19 protein-coding genes and 1 riboswitch are annotated in these 19,959 nt (G+C 38.0%); of the genes, 8 read left to right on the top strand and 11 right to left on the bottom strand.

The features are described from left to right. Positions 1-10: 10 nt before the first annotated feature. Both H5R88_RS04015 and H5R88_RS04010 read right to left on the bottom strand, forming a co-directional pair. Complete coding sequence (locus H5R88_RS04015; RefSeq protein ID WP_182600302.1) at positions 11-2,140, bottom strand: LTA synthase family protein; 2,130 nt, start codon at positions 2,138-2,140, stop codon at positions 11-13. Positions 2,141-2,265: 125 nt separating this feature from the next. Then, a complete protein-coding gene (locus H5R88_RS04010) occupies positions 2,266-2,529 on the bottom strand; it encodes a hypothetical protein (RefSeq protein WP_182600301.1) in 264 nt (87 codons plus the stop codon). Positions 2,530-2,660: 131 nt separating this feature from the next. On the opposite strand from H5R88_RS04010, the gene H5R88_RS04005 reads away from it, so the two are divergent. From H5R88_RS04005 to H5R88_RS03990, 4 genes are all read left to right on the top strand, one after another. Next, entirely contained in the window at positions 2,661-3,314 is a 654-nt protein-coding gene (locus tag H5R88_RS04005) for a histidine phosphatase family protein (protein WP_182600300.1), read from the top strand. A 124-nt stretch (positions 3,315-3,438) separates the two neighbouring features. Continuing rightward, entirely contained in the window at positions 3,439-4,176 is a 738-nt protein-coding gene (locus H5R88_RS04000; protein ID WP_182600299.1) for an IclR family transcriptional regulator, read from the top strand. Between the two features lie 11 nt (positions 4,177-4,187). Then, positions 4,188-4,943: an SDR family NAD(P)-dependent oxidoreductase gene (locus H5R88_RS03995; RefSeq protein WP_220477562.1), complete on the top strand. Its 756-nt coding sequence runs from the start codon at positions 4,188-4,190 to the stop codon at positions 4,941-4,943. 209 nt (positions 4,944-5,152) lie between these two features. Next, on the top strand, positions 5,153-6,706 hold the full coding sequence (locus tag H5R88_RS03990) for a YfcC family protein (RefSeq protein WP_182600298.1): 1,554 nt from the start codon (positions 5,153-5,155) through the stop codon (positions 6,704-6,706). 42 nt (positions 6,707-6,748) lie between these two features. Here the strand turns inward: H5R88_RS03990 and nhaC are convergent, their stop codons facing one another. Both nhaC and H5R88_RS03980 read right to left on the bottom strand, forming a co-directional pair. Beyond that, complete coding sequence (gene nhaC / locus H5R88_RS03985) at positions 6,749-8,158, bottom strand: Na+/H+ antiporter NhaC (RefSeq protein WP_182600297.1); 1,410 nt, start codon at positions 8,156-8,158, stop codon at positions 6,749-6,751. A 310-nt stretch (positions 8,159-8,468) separates the two neighbouring features. After that, positions 8,469-9,797 carry a nucleobase:cation symporter-2 family protein gene (locus H5R88_RS03980; protein ID WP_182600296.1) on the bottom strand — a complete coding sequence of 443 codons (1,329 nt, stop codon included), beginning with the start codon at positions 9,795-9,797 and terminating at the stop codon, positions 8,469-8,471. A gap of 103 nt (positions 9,798-9,900) precedes the next feature. Next, positions 9,901-9,999: riboswitch (purine riboswitch) on the bottom strand. A 166-nt stretch (positions 10,000-10,165) separates the two neighbouring features. On the opposite strand from H5R88_RS03980, the gene H5R88_RS03975 reads away from it, so the two are divergent. After that, positions 10,166-11,599 carry a C69 family dipeptidase gene (locus H5R88_RS03975; RefSeq protein ID WP_182600295.1) on the top strand — a complete coding sequence of 478 codons (1,434 nt, stop codon included), beginning with the start codon at positions 10,166-10,168 and terminating at the stop codon, positions 11,597-11,599. Between the two features lie 42 nt (positions 11,600-11,641). On the opposite strand, the gene H5R88_RS03970 is transcribed toward H5R88_RS03975, so the two are convergent. After that, positions 11,642-12,559, bottom strand: a complete 918-nt coding sequence (locus H5R88_RS03970) for a magnesium transporter CorA family protein (protein ID WP_182578553.1) — start codon at positions 12,557-12,559, stop codon at positions 11,642-11,644. A gap of 146 nt (positions 12,560-12,705) precedes the next feature. On the opposite strand from H5R88_RS03970, the gene H5R88_RS03965 reads away from it, so the two are divergent. Genes H5R88_RS03965 through trxA form a run of 3 tightly spaced genes read left to right on the top strand, consistent with a single transcriptional unit; the run spans position 12,706 to position 14,719 of the window. Further along, entirely contained in the window at positions 12,706-13,644 is a 939-nt protein-coding gene (locus H5R88_RS03965; protein ID WP_182600294.1) for an RluA family pseudouridine synthase, read from the top strand. Continuing rightward, positions 13,645-14,400: a MeeY/MeeF family manganese export membrane protein gene (locus H5R88_RS03960; protein WP_182578555.1), complete on the top strand. Its 756-nt coding sequence runs from the start codon at positions 13,645-13,647 to the stop codon at positions 14,398-14,400. It begins immediately after the preceding gene. Between the two features lies 1 nt (position 14,401). After that, on the top strand, positions 14,402-14,719 hold the full coding sequence (gene trxA, locus H5R88_RS03955; protein ID WP_182578556.1) for a thioredoxin: 318 nt from the start codon (positions 14,402-14,404) through the stop codon (positions 14,717-14,719). Positions 14,720-14,795: 76 nt separating this feature from the next. On the opposite strand, the gene H5R88_RS03950 is transcribed toward trxA, so the two are convergent. From H5R88_RS03950 to trpX, 6 genes are all read right to left on the bottom strand, one after another. Continuing rightward, complete coding sequence (locus H5R88_RS03950; RefSeq protein ID WP_182600293.1) at positions 14,796-16,118, bottom strand: MATE family efflux transporter; 1,323 nt, start codon at positions 16,116-16,118, stop codon at positions 14,796-14,798. A 147-nt stretch (positions 16,119-16,265) separates the two neighbouring features. Next, on the bottom strand, positions 16,266-16,598 hold the full coding sequence (locus H5R88_RS03945) for an ArsR/SmtB family transcription factor (protein WP_182578558.1): 333 nt from the start codon (positions 16,596-16,598) through the stop codon (positions 16,266-16,268). Between the two features lie 47 nt (positions 16,599-16,645). Continuing rightward, positions 16,646-17,209 (bottom strand): cadmium resistance transporter, encoded by a 564-nt coding sequence (locus H5R88_RS03940; protein WP_182600292.1) that lies wholly within the window; start codon positions 17,207-17,209, stop codon positions 16,646-16,648. 65 nt (positions 17,210-17,274) lie between these two features. Then, positions 17,275-18,039, bottom strand: coding sequence for an ABC transporter ATP-binding protein (locus H5R88_RS03935; protein ID WP_182578560.1), 765 nt, complete (start codon positions 18,037-18,039; stop codon positions 17,275-17,277). Further along, positions 18,032-18,931 (bottom strand): ABC transporter permease, encoded by a 900-nt coding sequence (locus H5R88_RS03930; RefSeq protein ID WP_182578561.1) that lies wholly within the window; start codon positions 18,929-18,931, stop codon positions 18,032-18,034. The genes H5R88_RS03935 and H5R88_RS03930 overlap by 8 nt, the downstream gene beginning before the upstream one ends. After that, the gene (gene trpX / locus H5R88_RS03925) at positions 18,928-19,923 is read right to left on the bottom strand and encodes a tryptophan ABC transporter substrate-binding protein (RefSeq protein WP_182578562.1); all 996 of its coding nucleotides are present in this window, start codon (positions 19,921-19,923) and stop codon (positions 18,928-18,930) included. Before trpX ends, H5R88_RS03930 begins: the two co-directional genes overlap by 4 nt. Between the last annotated feature and the right edge of the window lie 36 nt (positions 19,924-19,959).

Genomic DNA, 19,959 nt, shown 5'->3' with positions numbered 1-19,959 from the left:
CTTTTATTAATTATTTATTATTCGCATCTGGATTAGTAATTTTAATCCGATTAGAATCCGTTGAAGAGTGGTTTTGCTCAGGTGCGTCAGTGCTGTAATCATCGACAGTCGAACGGTCCCCATTTTCTGAGTAAATACTTGTTGATTTGATTCCCTTCTTCTTTTCGATTCGCTGTGCTCGTTTTAGACCATTAGAGTAATTGTAATCAGCTGGGTTAACGTTTTTAAACCCTTTTGGATGGTAGAACCGTAAGAGATTCTTTTCGTTTAACGAATCAGAAAGATTTAATTCCTCATTTACAAAATCTTGATCTTTCTTTAACTTCTCTTGCTGCTTCTTGGTAAGTTTAGCTTCTTTACCAGTCTTATTATTGTAAATTGTGCCGCCTACACTAGTATAAGTTGGCGTAACAAAATCCCGATTACGGAAGGCAACCACTTGATTATGCTTGCTAGAAAAGAGATCAGTTCCAAACTGAATGTAGCGTTTACTGCTAATTCCTAACAAGTGAAGGAGGGTTGGAAGAACATCCACTTCTCCACCATAAGTATGGTAAACCTTTCCGTGACCCGTACCAGGGATAACAAACATTAGTGGTACACGTTGAAGTTGAGCATTATCAAAGTCTGTCCAATCATCTGCACTCTTTCCAAGAACACTTGCTAAGGAAGTATTCTCGCTGTTTGAAATTCCATAATGATCACCATAAATCATAATAATTGATTTTTTATCAAGTCCAGTCTTTTGGAGATAATTAAAGAATTCTTGGATTGATTGATCAAGATAATGAGCGGTTACAAAGTAATTATCGACGTTACTATCCCCAGTATTGGTTGTTTGGAAGTTTGGATCCTTATCTTCATCATCGAGCGTATAAGGGAAGTGGTTAGTAACAGTGATATATTTAGCGTAGAATGGTTGCTGTAAATTTTGGAGATATTTGATTGAGTTTTTGAATAATAATTTATCTTTAAGGCCATACCCAGTAGCCTTATCTCCAGAAGTATCATAATAACTAGCATCAAAGAAGTATTGATAACCTAAATTTTTGTATACATTATTGCGGTTCCAGAAACTAGCAACGTTGCCATGGAAGACCGCGCTCGTGTAACCGGCGCGTTGATTAAGAATAGCAGGAGCGCCTTGGAAGGTATTATCGCTTCCTAGCGTGGCAAATAAGGACCCTTGTGGTAAACCAAAAGTACTTGTTTCTAAAAGATTTTCAGCATCACTGGTTTTACCTTGCCCAACTTGATGGAAGAAATTATCAAATGAATACGTATCCTTGCCGTTATAAAGTGAGTTAAGGAATGGGGTAACTTCTTGACCGTTGATCTTCTTGTTAATTAAAAATTGTTGGAAACTTTCAAGGTGGATGATAATCACGTTACGGCCCTTAGCAATTCCATACATTTGTGGATTAGCAGGAGCGTAGTGTTTATCAGTGAATTTTTTTACTTTTAGTAGTTCGGGCTTAGTAGCACTTTGTCGCATATTGTTGATATGTTGCGATTTTACTAAATCATATCCAGTGAAAGTATCAATTCCAAGATATTTTACAATGTAAGAGCGATCAAATGTCCGCCCGAGTAATTGAGGACGGCTCATTTCCGCAAAAGATAAGTTAACTCCAAATAAGACAAGACCAACGGAACTAAATGCAAATGCTAACCGAGTTCCAATTGCTCGTGGATCAAATTTGATAACTTTACAGAGCATTAGAATAAGAATTACGACGATATCTAACCAGTAAAAGACATCATGAAAGTTAGTGAGGGCAAGTGAACTGCCACTTAACCCTTGATTAACTTTTGAATAACCAGTCATCGTAGCAATTGTCATAAAATCCGTAAATTCACGATAATAGATGACATTTAAATAGAGTAATAATGTGTTCGCAATGTCTAGACCCATAATAACTGGATAGAAGAACCGCGAACGTTTAAAGTAGAATGCTAAACTGTAAATAAAAAAGGTGGTTGCTAACGGGTTAAAAATTAAAATAAGGTATTGAAAAATTCCCGTAACACCAAGCTTAAAGTCAGTAAAGTAAGCAAACAGGGTCTTTAACCAAAAAAGGATAACTAGGAGGGTGAAAAAACCAATCCTAGTATCCACAAATTTGCTTAATTTTTTCATTAGGAATATTCCTCGCAATCAATATGGTTTATTCTAGATTATCGAAGTCTAATTTCGACAAATCAAGGATTATTTTATCATAGATTACTACAAAACATTCTTTTTATGGAAATCATTGAAGAAACTTAATTCTTTGCTGGAACCAAGGCAGGAACGGAAAGCCAGTCGTAATTAAATAACTTTTTAAGCTTTTCATTGACTGGAATCCATATTCCTGCTTTCAAGATATCAACCAGTGATGCACGCAAGGTATTATCTTGTCGGTACTGTTTAGTTAACGGAATCTTGAGTAAGTGGCCTTCTTCAGTAATTACGGTAACATTTTTCAGCGTAACTTTAATAATCTTAGCAGCAACAATATTTGGTTGACTAGTGTCTCTAAGTTTCATAATAATTCCTTCCTTCTATATTCTTTAGTTTACGTGGATAATATGAAAAAATTATGTTTAAAGCTCAAAGTTAATACTTAAATAGTTTTAAGAACTTGTAAGCGGTACAATAAGATTATGGAGGGATCGTTATGACTAAATTGAATATTTATCTTGTTCGCCATGGACAGACTTTCTTTAATATTTACAATAAATTGCAGGGTTGGAGTAATTCCCCACTAACTATGAAGGGTAAAGAAGATGCAAAGGTAGCCGGTGAGAAGTTGCAAAATATTCACTTTGATGGTGCCTTTTGTAGTGATCTTTCCCGAGCAATGGAAACAGCACAAGTAATTTTAAATCTTAATAATGCTAATTCTGTGGCACATCCCGTCACTGCTCCTTATTTTCGGGAAGAATTTTATGGATCATATGAAGGAACGAATATGGACTTTGCTTGGTATAATGCAGGTGCTCCTCATGGTCTTAAAAACTTTCGTGAAATTGTAACCGCATATTCCATTGGTCAAGCCAAAGACTGGCTAAAAGATGCTGACCCATTTCATGATGCCGAAAATAATGAAGAATATTGGCAACGAATGAATAAAGGGATTGAGTTAATTCGTAACGCTGATTTACCTGATAACGCAAATGTTTTATGGGTAAGTCATGGAAATACTGTTTTAAGCTTGGTAGAACGGTTCGGCCAAGGAAAGTACGATGTGACTGAACGACCAGCAAATGGAAGTTTGACGCGTGCAACCTTGACTGATAATGAGATGGAAATTGTTGAATATAATAAGTAAAGGTAATGCTCTGTGCTTGAATGCATGGAGTATTTTTAGTATAAATAAGAAAAATTTCAAATAGTGAAACTTATTCATGACTTTTGGCTAATAGGAGTAAATCAAGTAGATTAGGAGACAGATTATGAATGATAATTTCTCAACTACTTTGGTTAAAGCACAACAAATAAAAGATTATATCAAGAAGCATGAACATGGTTGTACGTTAACCGAAGTCGCTAAAAATGTTAAGTTAAACAAAACTACTACCTACCGCTTATTGCAAACCTTAGTTACATTGAATGACTTAATCAAGGTTGAGCGTTGTTACTATGTTAAGCAACAATTTACCGCTAATTATTTACCGGTTGGATGGCTTACCAGTCGGATAGTTCAACCATTAGTAAATAAATATGAGCTGAGTGCTTTTTTGGGGATGCCGTTTAACCACCAATTAGTAATTACCCAAGTCTTTGCCTTCAAAAAAAGACTAATTGATTTTTACCAGCTAGGAAAAGCCCAAGCATTTAATACCAGTGCAATGGGAAAGTGTGCGCTAGCTTTTATGAATCAGGCAGTCCAATCTGATGTACTAATGAGAACCAACCTGCAGGCACAAACAAAAAACTCGTTAACGGATCAAAATAGTTTAGCCTATAGTTTGCAAAACATTAAAGAGCAAGGTTATGCATTAGATGATGAAGAAGTGCAATTGGAAAATCGTTGTTTGGCGGTACCGGTATTTGATAAGAAAGAGCAATTGGTAGGAACGTTAGGAGTATTAGGAACAAAAGCAACATTGCAGCGACGAAAAATTACTAAGTTAGTTCATGATCTGCAAATAGCTAGTAACCAATTAACTGGCCAAATCTTTAATAACTAGGAGCCTTGATTATGAAAAATATTATTATTACTGGTGCTGGAACAGGAATGGGTCTGAGCATGACCAAAAAATTTTTAGCTAATGACTGGCATGTGATTATGGGAGTTCATAATCTTGATAAAGCTAAAGGGGTTTATCAAGAGCTTGTTCAAAAATATTCGCCTGAAAAAGTTACGCTAAAGCAAGTAAATGTAGGTGATTCTAAATCAGTAGCGGAATTTAGCAAGGAAGTAAATACCGAAAATAGTCATATTGACGCAATTATTAATAATGCGGGTATCTTTACGGGCGGGCAGCTCCAGGATTTAACCGAAGAAGAATGGGACAGGACAATGGCAGTTGATGTAAAGTCAATCTACTTAATGACTAAGGCTTTTGTTCCAGGAATGATTCAGCGTCGAGCTGGTAGCATAATTAATATTGCTTCAGTTGCAGGTTTACTTGGTGATTATAGTATGCCAGCATATAATGCCGCCAAAGGAGCGGTCGTCAATTTGGTGCGGTCGATGGCACTTGATTATGGTCCTTATGGAATTCGGGTGAATAATATTAATCCAGGTGCGACTAATACCCCGATGTTTAAAGAAAATCCAGAAACAGTAAAGCAAAGTTACCGAGATGCAAGCCCGTTAAAGAAAATCGCGGAACCAGAAGAAATTGCCAATGTTGCCTATTTCTTGGTTTCAGATCAAGCAACAGCAATTACTGGACAAAATATAGGTGCATCAATGGGATATGGCATTTGGAGCGGGCAACCCAAGCAATAAAAATAGGTGATGAAACCAAACCGTTAAATGTTTAATTTTATGGTAGAGATTAGTATAGACTCACAATGTTCAAATACGGAGGACATTATGAGTTTTTTACTTTTAAACAATAAATATGCATTTTTTGAGTTAATCTGACTTATTATGAAGTTTGTTGAAAGCGCTTGCTAAAATTAATAGGAGGGAGAGAGAAGACTTAAGGAGTGAGGATGATGGGAGAAGCAACAGCAGGGAAAAAGCATCGGTTTAAATTAAAAATGCCAGGTGCATTTACAATTTTATTCTTTCTAACAGTGATTGCAGTAATGTTAACTTGGATTGTTCCAGCAGGAAGTTATTCTAAGTTAGCATATGTTAATGATCGTCTCCAAGTAACGCAACCAACTGGAGAAAAAATTAGTTATCCTGCAACACAAGCAACATTAGAAAAATTACACATTCAAATTGATGTTAACCAGTTTAAATCAGGAGCAATTAACAAGCCAATATCAGTGCCGGGAACTTATAAGCGGCTTGAACAGCATCCTGCATCGGTCAGCGATATTTTTTCTAGTATGGTTGATGGAACAATTGAATCAGTTGATATTATGATTTTTATCTTAGTTTTAGGTGGCTTGATTGGTGTCGTTAAAGCAAGTGGTGCCTTTGAATCTGGATTAGCCGCATTATCTACCAGAGCTAAAGGAAAAGAGTTTATTTTAGTATTCCTTGTAACAGTTTTGCTGGCACTTGGTGGAACGCTATGTGGAATTGAAGAAGAAGCGGTTGCCTTTTATCCGATCTTAGCTCCTGTATTTATTGCGATGGGGTATGATTCGATTGTTTGTGTTGGAGCAATTTTTTTGGCGAGTTCGATTGGAACAACATTTTCAGTAATTAATCCGTTTTCAGTTGTAATTGCGTCAAATGCTGCTGGGACAACCTTTACGCAAGGAATGACAGGACGGATTTTTGGCTTGGTGATTGCAGTTACTTGTTTATTATTTTATCTGCATTGGTATGCACGCAAAGTACAACAGGACCCACAGTTTTCCTATTCGTATGATGATCGGGATAAATTTGATCAAATGTGGGGAATGGCTACTAGTGAAGAAAAAGATCAGCAGTTTACATTAAAAAAGAAAATTATTTTAATTTTATTTGCTTGCGCCTTCCCCATTATGATTTGGGGAGTAATGGCCAAAGGATGGGCTTTCCCTAACATGGCATCAGCTTTCTTGAAAATTGCTATTATCATTATGTTTTTAACCTGTTTTGGACATCAAGATGGTTTGGGAGAGTACAAGACTACAACAGCATTTTCTGACGGTGCGGCTAGTTTAGTCGGTGTATCATTGATTATTGGCTTGGCACGAGGAATTAATAAAGTGCTTAATGATGGCTATATTTCCGATACAATTCTTTATGCTTCTTCAAAAATGGTTGCCCATATGAATGGGACATTTTTCATTATTGTGATGATGTTGGTATTCTTTGTTTTAGGTTTTATTGTGCCATCATCATCTGGTTTAGCAGTGCTAGCAATGCCAATTTTAGCACCACTAGCTGATACGGTTCATATTCCGCGATATACTGTTGTTACCGCATACCAATTTGGTCAATATGCCATGTTATTCTTAGCGCCGACTGGGTTAGTTATGGCAACTTTGCAAATGCTCGATATGCGATATTCCCATTGGTTGCGTTTTGTGTGGCCGGTAGTTGTCTTTGTTTTAATCTTTGGTGGTGGATTATTGGTAACAGAAGTATTGATTGCAGGCTAATAAAAACGTCTGGGTAAGAGAAATTTTCAAACCCAGACGTTTTTAAGCTTCCTTTATTTGATTTTCATTTGTAGTATGATGTTGCTTTCCTTTTTGCCACTTCAAACCAATCCCCGTAACTCCACTTAAAATTGAGAAGACTGGTGAAAAAAGACTAAAGAAAGCAAATGGTAGGAAGTGAAGGACTGGTACACCAAGGGTTGAGGCTGCAAATGATCCAGCGACTCCCCAAGGGATTAAGTAGTTAATAACGCTTCCGCCATCCTCAAGAACACGACTAAGAGCTAATGGTGAAAGGCCCATTTTATCAAACGCTCCCTTAAATGCCTTACCGGGAAGAATAACTGAGAGGTACTGTTCCCCAACGAAAAGATTAATTCCAATACCGGAAAGAATTGTAACAGTAATAAGGCTACCGGGCTTATGAAGGTGATCAACGAGCGGCTTCATTGCCGACTGAACGATGTTAAACTTCATCAAAATTCCCCCAAGTGAAAGGGTGACGATAATGAGGGAAACTGTTCCCATCATACTACTAATTCCACCACGGGTAAGCAGAGTATTAACCGTTGCATCGCTAGTATGGGCAACGAAACCATCACTAATTAATTTTGCTAGTGCTTGAAGAGAAATTCCTGGCTTTTGGAAGAAGATCATGACTACTGTAACGATGATATTGATAAGTAAGGTTGGGATGGCTGGAATGTGGCGCCATGCACAGATAAACATTAAGGCAATTGGTAATAGAACCCACCATGAAATCGTAAATTGTTGATTAAGGATAGCCATTGTGTGGGCAATCTTACCGGCGCTTATATGAGAACTGGAATTACCAAAGAACCAGAATAGAATTAGCGAAACGATAAAAGAAGGAATCGTTGACCACATCATGTTCTTGATATGAGCGAAAAGGTCACTGCCGGCGATTGCAGAGGCAAGATTAGTTGAATCAGAGAGTGGCGACATTTTATCACCAAAAACAGCTCCTGAAATGATTGCGCCCGCTACTAAAGCAGGGTTTGCATTAAGAGCAACACCCATTCCAAATAAGGCAATTCCAATTGTCGAAATCGTTGTAAAACCACTACCGATTGACAAACCGACTAAAGAACAGACAACAAAGGTTGATGGGACAAAGAATTGACTACTAATTAATTTGAATCCCACAATCATAATTGTAGGAATAACTCCTGCTTGAATCCAAACAGCAATTAAGGCGCCAATAAGAATGAAGATAAAGATAGGGATAATTGCAGTACCGATACCTTCTTGGATACCCTTATGAATCTCATCCCAACTCGCACCACGTAACTTAACCCAAAAAATAAGTAAAGCAATGACGAACAGGACAGGGATCTGTGGTGACAAGCCAAACCTAATTACGGCAGTTCCTAAAATTATTAGCATGATAAGTAAGAGGGACGCTGCCTCTTTGAAACGAATACTTTTCATCGTTGTTCCTCCTTAGAAAAGAAATAAAAAAAGTCCCGTTGATATTTTTATCAACGGGACGATTATTTAATCGCGGTACCACCCACCTACGCATACGATTTTATGCGCACTCATATCAGGTGGTAACGGCACTGAATATGGCCGGACAATTCAGATCTCGTGATAATTCGAACTACTCCGCCTGACCGGTTCGCACCTAACCACCGGCTCTCTTACACCCAACGAAGGATCTACTGAAACGATAATTGTTGAAATTATAATATCGTGCTTAGATTTGAATGTCAATAACTAAATTAAAAAATAATGAGAACTAATAATGACTAGCCCACCGATGATTGAATAATAAATTAAGAAAAACGGCGGTAAGACTTGTAACAACAATCCCGTTACCAAGGATAATTTGAAATTCGGTTGGCATATGCTGGAATAATTGAGGATACATGGTGATCCCTAATCCTAGTCCAATTGAGACAGAGGCAGTAAGAAGGTTGGCGTTGTTAGAGAAGTCAACTTTATGAAGTATCTGCACTCCTTGGACACCAACCATCCCAAACATAACGATCATTGCTCCACCAAGGACAGGTTCTGGAATAACAGTTGCGAGGGCATCAACTTTAGGCAAAAGACCGAGCAGTAAGAGTAAAAAGGCGGCATAGTAAACTGGCTGGCGACTTTTTACTCCTGACATTTTAAGCACACCCACATTTTCAGAAAAAGTAGAGTAAGGGAAGGTATTAAAAAGTCCGCCTAAAATCGCGGCAATCCCTTCAGCACGGTATCCGCATTCTAAGTCTTTGGTTGTTAATTGGCGGCCAGTAAGGTCACTAAGAGCGAAGAAAACCCCAGTTGATTCAATCATTGTCGTGAGCGAAACAAGAATCATTGTGATCATGGCACTGAGGTTAAAACGAGGAACACCAAAGAAGAATAATTGAGGGGCATGGAACCAAGCGGCTTCATTAACTGGTTTAAGCGAAACAAAGCCCAATGTGCCCGCGATGAAAGATGAAATTAAAATTCCCAATAAAATAGCGATTGATTTCATAAAGCCACGAGCAAAGGCATTGAATAACAGAATAATGGCAATTGTTAGGAAGCCGATAAGAAGGTTAGCAGGATCGCCAAATGAAGCCGCAGTTGGTGTACCACCGCCTAAGTCCTGGAAACCAACTGGAACAAGGGTAAAACCAATAATAGTTATTAAAGATCCAGTAACTACTGGTGGGAAAAAGTTTTTTAATCGCGCAAAAAAGCCAGCAATTAAAAAAACGAAGATCCCGGCTACAATAATAGCCCCATACATATAAGTAATTCCTAGCTTTCCGCCAATTGTTTCGAGGGGAGTAACAGCTTGGACTGCACAACCGAGGACAACTGGCAGGCCAATGCCCGTTAACGGCGTTCTTTTTAATTGCAAGAGAGTCGCAATACCACACATAAAAATATCAATTGAGACAAGGTAAGTCATTTGAAGGGTGGAGAAGTGTAAGTAATGACCAATTAATAAGGGAACAAGAACATCCCCGGAATACATTGCGAGTAAATGCTGAAAACCAAGGATAAAATTTTGCCATTGACGAGTGAAAGCGATTTTAGTACGATGCCGCGGGGCTTGAATAGATGAAACAGGTTCTTTCAAAATATACCTCCTCAAAAATTAACACGCCTAAATAAAAATAAGAGACTGAAAATTCAGTCTCTCTACCGATCTTTAAAAGCCTTAGGTTAAAAACAGACAGTGTCAGTTTTTAAGAAGTGCTTATAGTCTAAAGTTTACGGCTTTAGGTAGAGACTAACCGACCATATTTCGGTATTATATAGGCTATTTATTTTAATGTAGTTATCCTAGCATTAATACTAAATATTTTCAATGGTTTGTTCGGCATTAATGATGTTTTTGATTAGTTTAGACAATTAAAGTTCAGCTTTTCTCGTATAATCCGGTTAATCTCAGATAGTGGTATTATTAGAAAAGTACATTAACTACTGTGGAAGGAAGCGGATAATATGCAAAAGCTAATGAGTAGTTGTACTGCAATACTTATCGGAAAGAATGCTACGATTGATGGTTCAACGATTATTGCACGTGATGAGGATGGTGAAGATGGGGTAAATCCTAAGACTTTCAAAGTATTTCCGGCCAAGGATTATACTGGTGAACATTATGTTTCAAAATATAATGGGTTAACTGTTGAGATGAAGGGCCAAGGATGCCGTTATACTGCGACTCCCAACGGCGTGCCTGACGAAGGACGGTGGGATGAACAAGGCATTAATGAATATAATGTTGCAATGAGTGCTACAGAAACTGAGATGACAAATGCCCGGGTGCTTGGTCACGATCCGTTAGTAAAAAACGGGATTAATGAAGATTCAATGGTTTATCTGGTATTACCATTTGTTAAATCTGCCCGCGAAGGAGTTCAACGCCTTGGATCATTAATTGAAAAATACGGTACTGGTGAAAGTAATGGAATTGCCTTTAGCGATAAGGATGAAGTCTGGTATTTAGAAACCGGGGGCGGTCATCAATGGGTGGCTGAACGCATTCCTGACGATGCCTATGCGATTGCACCAAATATTATGTGTATTGAAGAGGTCGACTTTAATGATCACGATAGCTTTATGTATGCTCCACAAATTAAAGAATTCGTGGAAAAATATCATTTAAATCCTGATCCACGAACTTTTAATTTCCGGAATATTTTTGGTACCCAAGATGAGGCAGATGCTTACTACAACACTCCGCGTTCTTGGTATGGTCAAAAGCTCTTTACTCCATCCTTAAAACAGGAGCCTACTAGCCAAAAAATTCCATTTATTCAACATGCAGAAAAGAAAATTGCCGTTGAGGATGTAGAGTACTTCCTCTCATCGCATTATAACGGCACCCCTTATGATCCAATGGGAACTTATGCTTCTGGAACACCAGAGGAACAGCGAAAATTCCGTTCAATTGCACTTGATCGTAATCAAAGTTCGTGTATTTTACAAATTCGGAATGACGTACCAGCACAATATGCTGCTATTCAATGGATTAATTTTGGCTTTTATTGCTATAGCCCTTATGTTCCGTTCTTTACAAATATTAGTGATACGCCGGCAAAATATAAGTATGCTACTGATGATGCTCAGCCGGATAAGAGTGCTTATTGGTTAAATAAATTGTTAGAAGTGATTGTAGAACCACGCTATCATGAATTTATCAATGAGGTAAATGATTTCCGAGATCGGTGTCAAAGCTATGGTGTAGGACGAGTGGATACAATTACAAAAACAGCCCAGATTCAAAATTCAGCTAATTTAATTAACTATCTAACTGAACAAAATATGAAAACCGCTAATCATATTCTGAATGAAACGCATGAATTGATTAACCAGCTTTTGCATGAAGCATTGTTGAATTCTAAGTTCCAATTTGAACGTGGCGATAACTTATAAAAAATCGGAAGCTTGAGAAAAAAAGTTCTCAGCTTCCGATTTTTATTTCCACCAATGACGATTAATAAGAAAGATGACACATGCCAACATTAAGACAATCGTAATAAAAATTGTGAAAACCCATGAATAAGTCCCATTCGCAAGAGGTAATTTGACGTTTTCACCATAAAAACCAGAAACAATTGTTGGAATCGAGAGAACAATTGAGTAAATGGTTAGGTATTTCATCGTTTGGTTTAGGTCACTATCGAGAACCTTGCTATATGCATTAGATACACGGGCAGAAACATCTGAAGTCATCTGTGCCATTTCTAGACCTTGTTGTGCTTCAATAATTACATCATCAAGATCATTATATTGCTTAGTAGTAATATGATTACCAAAGCGGCGTTTAAATTCTTCAAGAAGGGAAACATTTCCCTTGAGAGAGGTAAGGATGTAAACTAGCCCAGTTTCAATTTCCATAAATTGGTTAATAGCTTGGCGTCCTGTTCGCCGTTGAAGGTTTTGCTGAATTTCTTGTCGTTGTTGGTCTGCACGACGAAGCGGACCAAAATAATCAGTCGAAAGGCGGTAAAGGACAGGGAAAACTAAATTTAATTTATCATCATTTTCACCGTGTTTTTTTAATAATTGTAACTGATTAGCAATGATTCCATTTACAAAATTAGTTTTTGCGTTTGTAAATGTAATGATATTGTTTGCGGTTAACATGATGCCGATTGGTGCGGTCTGAGGAGCAGTAACAGCGTGAGTTGGCACATAGACGTCGAAAATTAATAACGTGACCCCTGCATCTGGGTCAATTTCAACCCGGGCTTTTTCGTAGGGGTCAATTGCATAATCAAGTAATTCTTGAGTAACCTCATATTTTTCAATTAAATCTAATCGTTCGTGGGGGAGAGGCTCGAATATACTTATCCATTTACTATGATCATTAATTTGTTCTGTTGTTAACATCAGTACTCATCCCCTTAATTTAACTCATATTCTATTCAACGCTATTATTGGGTAAAAGTAAACCTACTTAAAAATATTCTAAATATTTCTTGGAAAATAAAGTAAAATAACCTTATTAGAATTGAGACTAAAGAGAGGTGAAGCAGATGAATTATCGGTGGCAAATCAATGAAAAATTAGCTGATGACCAGGTGGCAAAACCATTACGCAAGCTGCTTCATGACCAATGGCTGCTTCCTAATCGGCTAATTCACTATTTAAGAATCAGACGAACAGTGCTTGTTAATGGCAAATACAGGTCAATGAATGAATTCGTAGCAAAAAGTGATAACATCCAGTTACTATTTGGTGGGGATGAAATTCGTACACCTACCGCAAATGATTATGTTCCGTCTTCTTCGCCCCACTTGGAAGTCTTATATGAGAATCGTGATTTGTTAGTGGTAAATAAACCCCGCGGGCAAAAAACGCATCCTAATTATCATGGTGAGACAGGAACATTAATGAATGATGTTGCAGGCTATTTAATAAATAGTGAAAATAATGCTTATATGGTTCATCGGATAGATTTGCAAACGAGTGGGGCAGTTGTTGTTGCTAAGAATCCCATCGTCGTTCCAATCCTCAATCGATTAATTAGCGATGGACAAATTCATCGGCAATATTTGGCAGTAGTGGAGGGGAAAATGCCAACAGGGGGGAAGTTTGATTGGTCGATTGGGCGCAACTCACAGAATTCCCACCTTCACCAAGTAAACGGTCAAAACGCACAGCCTGCCTTGACCTATTATAAAACCCTTGCCAGTAATCATGAGCGTTCGTTGGTCAAACTACGCTTAGTAACTGGCCGTACCCACCAACTTAGGGTTCATTTAGCTTATAGTGGCCATCCAATTGTTGGTGATCCACTTTATAACCCTTCTTCAACTGAGGGGATGCTGCTTCATGGTGTATCGCAAAAGCTTATATTGCCCTTCGTAATGAAATCTTTAAATATTAGTGCACCATTACCATCGTATTTTGAAAATTATTTGGTAAAATATAGTTTAGCTAAAAAAGCAAATTTAAATAAGGGAGGACATTAATTGTCACTTTTAGAGAAGTTGTATGGACCATTTTTTGATCCACATAACTGGGCAACAGTCGTTACATCAGGGCAGGATTGGTTAATCATTTTTTCGTTGGTTATGATTGAATGTTTACTGTCAGTGGATAATGCTGTTGTGTTAGCGGCTCAAACACGAGTATTACCGACGTTAAAGGAACAAGAAGAATCGCTTTTCTATGGGATATGGGGTTCTTACATTTTTCGCTTTTTAATTATCGGAATTGGTGTTTACTTGATTAACTTTTGGGAAATCAAAGTTATTGGAGCGGCTTACTTAATTTACCTTGTCTATCGTTACTTTCATAATAAATTTTTCGGTAAGCGAGCAATGCGAAAGACGCGGGAAGGTAAAACTAATTTAACTGGGCGCAAACTTTTTTGGACGGTTGTTTTACAGATTGAATTTATGGATATTATTTTCTCCATTGATTCTGTGTTAGCATCGTTAGCCGTATCTGATAATCCGGTTATTGTTTTAATCGGGGGCCTGATTGGGATTGCATGCATGCGAGGAATTGCTGAAGTTATTATGAAGCTAATGCGAAAAGTTCCTGAGTTAGAACCAATGGCATACATTTTAATTTTTGTGATTGCCATTAAGCTTTTCTTAACGATTCCTGCAATTGATATTGAGATTCCATCGGGAATTTTCGGTAGTTTTATCTTGCTTGTTTTTGCGGTAACGATTATTATTCACTTTATACGTAGATCACAGAAAAAGAAGGTAGAATAAAATGACAATTGATGCAACAGCTGAGACATTTGATAAGGATGTTCAAGGTTCAATGACTGTTGTTGACTTTTGGGCACCATGGTGTGGTCCATGTAAAATGATGGAACCAGTGATGCAGAAGCTTGAAAAACAATATGGCGATAAAATCAAATTTGTGCGAATGAATGTTGATGGAAATCAGGAAATTGCACAACGGTATAAAGTAATGAGTGTACCAAGTCTAGTCCTTTTTAAGGATGGTCAGGCAAAAGAAAAAGTAACGGGATATTATCCAGAGGCTAAATTAGCACATTACTTTGAACGAAAAATAACTGAATAAAATTAATGAAAGGCAGAGGCTGAAAGAAAACTTTTATTTTCTCTTAGTCTCTGCCTTTTTGGATGGCGAAACCTATTTATTTAAAATGAGGACGATAGAAGTAAAAGAAAATAAGTGCCAGAATGAAGGTTAGACAATCAGAAATAGCTTGAGCAGCAATAATTCCGGTATAACCAAATAATTTTGCAGAAATACTAATTACTACCCCGAAAATTAATCCTTGACGACAGAAGGAGAGCCAAAATGCTGGCGTGGCCTTTCCCATTGATTGGAACATTGTTGTAAAAACAAGGATGATTCCGGCGAGAGTTGTCGAGATTGACAGCCAGCGAAGCATCAAAGCACCTTCTTTTACTATTTTGGGGTCACTCATAAAAATTCGAATAATGTGGGGAGCAAAAATAAAAAGAATAATAGTGAGAATAAAGGCAAGACTCGCAACGACTTGAATATCAAATTTGACAACTTTATTGAATCGTTTTTCATCTTTAGCGCCATATACGTAGCCGATTAAAGGTTGTGCACCAAATGCAAAACCAATCATCACCATATTGATGATCATGTTTGCTTTCATCGCAATTCCCATGGCGGCTACACTATCAGCACCATGAACAATCAAGTAACGATTGGTTAAAGCAACAGCAAAAGTTGCCATGATGTTAGTAACCGAGGCCGGGATTCCAATAGCGTAGATTTCAAATTGCAGCTTCCAATTGATTTTTGTTTCATGAATTGAAGTCGTTAGTTTTTTACTCTTTGTGCGCAAATAATAAATCATTAAAATATCACCAATAACAGTACTTGTTACTGTAGCAAGTGCTGAACCAGCGGCACCAAGCCCACATGTGAAAATGAAGATCGGGTTTAAAACGATATTAATTCCGGTACCAACTATACTGGCGATCATTGACTGAACAGCGAGGCCTTCTGTTCGTAAAATGTTAGTTGGTGAAAGTCCAAAGATAATGAAAGTAGCGCCCCAAGCGATCACTAAATAATACTCACGTGCGTATTTCCAAGTAGCAGGTGAGGCTCCTAATAAATGTAAAATTGGCGTTTGAAAGATAACCATTATTGCAGTTACGATGATTCCACAAACAATGGGTGCATAGAAACAATAACCACTAACAAAGCGCGCTAATTTATCACGATGTTCCCCAAATAATCGTGAAATAACTGAGCTTCCTCCTAGTCCAAAGATATCACCAAGAGCAATCATTAAAGTAAAAATTGGTGCCCCCTGAGAAACCCCAGCAACTAGATTGGGGTTACCTGTTTTAGCAACGAAAAAAGTATCAACCATGTTATAAATCAAAGTTACAGCCATGCTTAACACGACGGGGAGCGCAAGAGTGAAGTATGCATGCTTGATTGAAGAATGTTCAAATAACTCGTCCATTTTAAATCTCCTTTTAATAATCTGCTAACCATTTTACGCTAGTCAGAATATAACATGAAAGGCTAATTATTTTATTCAAAAAATGATAGTCACTAAAAAGAGTGAATAGGGAATAACCTTTGTATGAGATTACTTGCTGTTCACTCTTTATTTATATAAATTACGAGGATGCGGTTCACCCTTAATTTCATGTTTAACATGATTTAGCATGTCATCAATCATCTCAATAACATGAGGATCATCTAAACCATAGTAAACACGTATCCCTTCTTTATGCCGGCTAACTAACTGGTAGCGATACAAAATACCGAGTTGCTTTGAGACAATCGGTTGAGCAAGGTGAAGGTCATTAACAATTGTTTTAACATCAACTTCACCATCATAATGCCGAAGATAATACAGGATGGTTAACCGTGTACTATTGCTTAGAACTTTATAGATTTTAGCAGCTTCATCAATAAAGGCTTGTGTGGAAGACAATGGTTGCTGCTCCTCCTTTTAATCGGTTTAGTAATTATTATACCAAACTAAAGAAGACGAATAAGATGGGTAATTAATCCACTGTCCCAAAAGACGTAGCAACCAACACCAATATAAATAACCTTCATTAAGATTTCACTATAATGTTGCATAAGTTGCCTAATTAGTGGAATGTTACCTATTTCCTTAATGATAATCACGATCGCAATCGAAAGGGCCGCAATAAAGAGAAGTGCCTGGGTAAATTGGTGGAAGGTAAGGTTCGTTAAAATTGGTAAGAAAATTGAGAGGTTACAACCAGCACAAACTGCCAGATAGGTTACTAATGTTGTAATAATTGGGCCATGTTTCTCGGAATGGGCTGGATCTTCATCGTTATCGTGCAGAGCCATATAAATAGGGAGAATCCCAAGTATTCCTAAAATCCATTCAGGGAGGAAAACAGCGAGTGTCTTTCCTAGTAAAAAACTGATGGTAACGAGGACAAACAGGGCGCCGAGGTAGCCAATGATTACGTCGCTAAGTTTGTAACGATCAAGCAAAAAAATTAGGATAAAAAAGAAATCAAGGTTTACAGCTAAAAATGTGATAAAAATAATCCACCAATTCATAATTAATTCTCCTATATATCAAATTCGATATGTTAAATATATATCGAAAACGGTATATCGTCAAATTATCCCTCAAAATAAGTATAAAGTTTCTCTGGGGTAAGAGATTTCCGTTGTTCGGCACTAAAGTCTGCTTTAATTTCACCATCTTTAAGAACGATTAGCCGATTACCATATGTTAGAGCATCTTCAAGATTATGGGTAATCATTAGGGCCGTTAAGTGATCTGTGGTGATCCGTTCATTAGTAGCGTGTAATAAATTTAAGCTTGTGTGCGGGTCAAGAGCAGCAGTATGTTCATCTAGCAAAATGATGTCGGGTCGTTTGATTGTTGCCATTAAAAAGCTTAATGCTTGCCGTTGCCCCCCAGAAAGGGCGCCGGTAGCTGTATTCATGCGATTCTCCAGACCATTATTCATTGTTGCAGCTAGCTTGGTGAAACGTTCCATGTTGCTTTTTAGTTTACGAGGAATAAGATGGCGACGTTCACCACGTTTAGTTGCTAATAGCATATTTTCGGCAACTGTCATTCGGGCAGCCGTCCCCAATTTTGGATCCTGAAAAACACGGGATAGGAAAGCCGTGCGCTGTTCTTCGGTCGTATTGGTAATGTCTTGTCCATTATGCAAAATTTTTCCTTCGTCAGCGTGTAGGTTTCCACCTATGACATTAAAAAGGGTTGATTTACCAGCACCATTCGTTCCAACGATTGTAATGAAGTCTCCTTCATTAATTTTCAGATTAAGTCCTTTAAGAATAGTAGTTTCACTGGATGTGCCCTTATTAACAATGGTTTTGACGCCTTGTAATTCTAAAATCGGTTTATTCATGAGGCCGGACTCCTTTCAAAATTGGCTTTTTAAGGTGAATACGTTCTTCAAGTTGTGGCAACATCATGCAGATTGCGAGAACAACTGAGGAGATAAGGTTGAGGTCGTTGGCAGAGAAACCAAGTTGTAGAACGGCTAGTAAGATAATTCGGTAGATGATACTCCCAAGAGTAACGGCGACAAGTCGCTGGTTAAGCGTTAATTCACCAAAGGCTACTTCACCAATAATGATTGAGGCAAGGGCAATAACAATCGTTCCAATTCCCATATTAATATCAGCATATCCATTATTTTGGGCGATTAAAGCACCACAGAGGCCGACGATTCCATTTGACACCATTAGGCCGATGATGACCATTGTATCGGTATGAATCCCAAATGATTTTGCCATCACCGGATTATCACCAGTTGCGATAAAGGCCTGTCCATAGTCAGTTGAAAGGAAGAAGATCAGGATTACAGTAATAATCGCGATCGTCACTATTCCCAAGAAGACACTATCAAAGTATTGGGGCAAACTTCGCATGAATTCACCACTAAAGAGGGTCTTTTGGCCAAGCAATGAAACGTTTGATTTACCCATAATGCGGAGGTTAACGGAGTAGGCGGCGGTCATAGTTAGAATTCCGGCTAACAAACTTGGGATTTTTCCTTTAGTGTAGAGCAAGCCAGTGATCAAACCAGCGAGCATTCCAGCACCAATCGCAATTAAAGTTGCCAGAAAAGGATTGATACCATGGGTGATTGCAGCAACAGCACTGGCGGCACCAAGAGGGAAAGTTCCTTCAACAGTCATGTCAGCAAAATCAAGAATTCTAAAGGTTAGGTAAAGACCAAGACCAAGTAAAGCCCATAATAGTCCTTGACCGATTGACGATACAATTAGATTCATTTGTAAACCTCTCCTTTCGTTTCTGCATCCTTTTCAAATTGAGCGGGAATTTGTAAATTAAGTTTTCGAGCCTGCTTAATGTTGAGAACAGGAGTCCCATGCTTCATGTATTTAATTGGGGTATCAGCGGGCTTTGACTTGCCTTTGAGGATTGCGACCGTCATCTTTGCACCCTGGACACCTAGAGCGCGTTGGTTAACACTGTAAGTTGCAACGCCACCTTGCTTAACCATTGTGTCAGTTGCTGGGAAGACTGGTTTATTAGCGGCATCGGCATTCTTAACTAAGGTTTGCATTGCTCCAGCGATTGTATTATCTGTTGGTACAATTACTGCGTCGACTTGGCTAAGCATTTGCTCGGAAACCTGATTTAGATCGTTACTGTTAGCAATTGAATAGGCCTTCAAGTTAATATTCATCTTGCGACATTCACGTTTGATTTGGTGGTAACCGGCTACTGCTGAAGCATCACTTGAAGTGTAGATGACTCCCAGTGTTTTCATTCGCGGCATGAATTGCTTGATCAAATTGAGTTGTTCGCGAATTGGTGCTTGGTCAGATACTCCGGTGATATTGCCACCAGGATGCTGATTATTTTTCACTAGTCCAGCTGCTTGGGGATTGGTCACAGCACCAAGGACAATTGGTGTTTTGGTAGTAGAATTAGCTAATGCTTGAGCAGCAGGGGTCGTAATTCCAAAAAGAACAGTTGAGTTATCATCAACGAGTTTTGAAGCCATTGTCTTAAGATTACTTTGGTCACCATTCGCGTTTTGATATTCAATCTTGATATTCTTACCGTTGTGGTAACCTTCCTTTGCTAATTCATCAACATATCCTTTATAAATTTCATCCAACGCGGGATGGTGCATTAAAGTTAATACACCAACTTTTGGAATTCGCTGCTTAGTTACGAATCCATTATTTTCCCTAAAGAATGCGAAACAAAGGAAAGCGATAATAATTGCAATTAAACTATACATTCTTTTCATCTAAAAATTCACCTCACAAAATAATAAAAAACGAGA

The sequence above is a fragment of the Limosilactobacillus agrestis genome, assembly GCF_014145585.1.
Lineage (GTDB): Bacteria > Bacillota > Bacilli > Lactobacillales > Lactobacillaceae > Limosilactobacillus > Limosilactobacillus agrestis.
The sequence above is the reverse complement of the archived record's forward strand: the minus strand, read 5'-3'. Positions and strand labels throughout refer to the sequence as shown.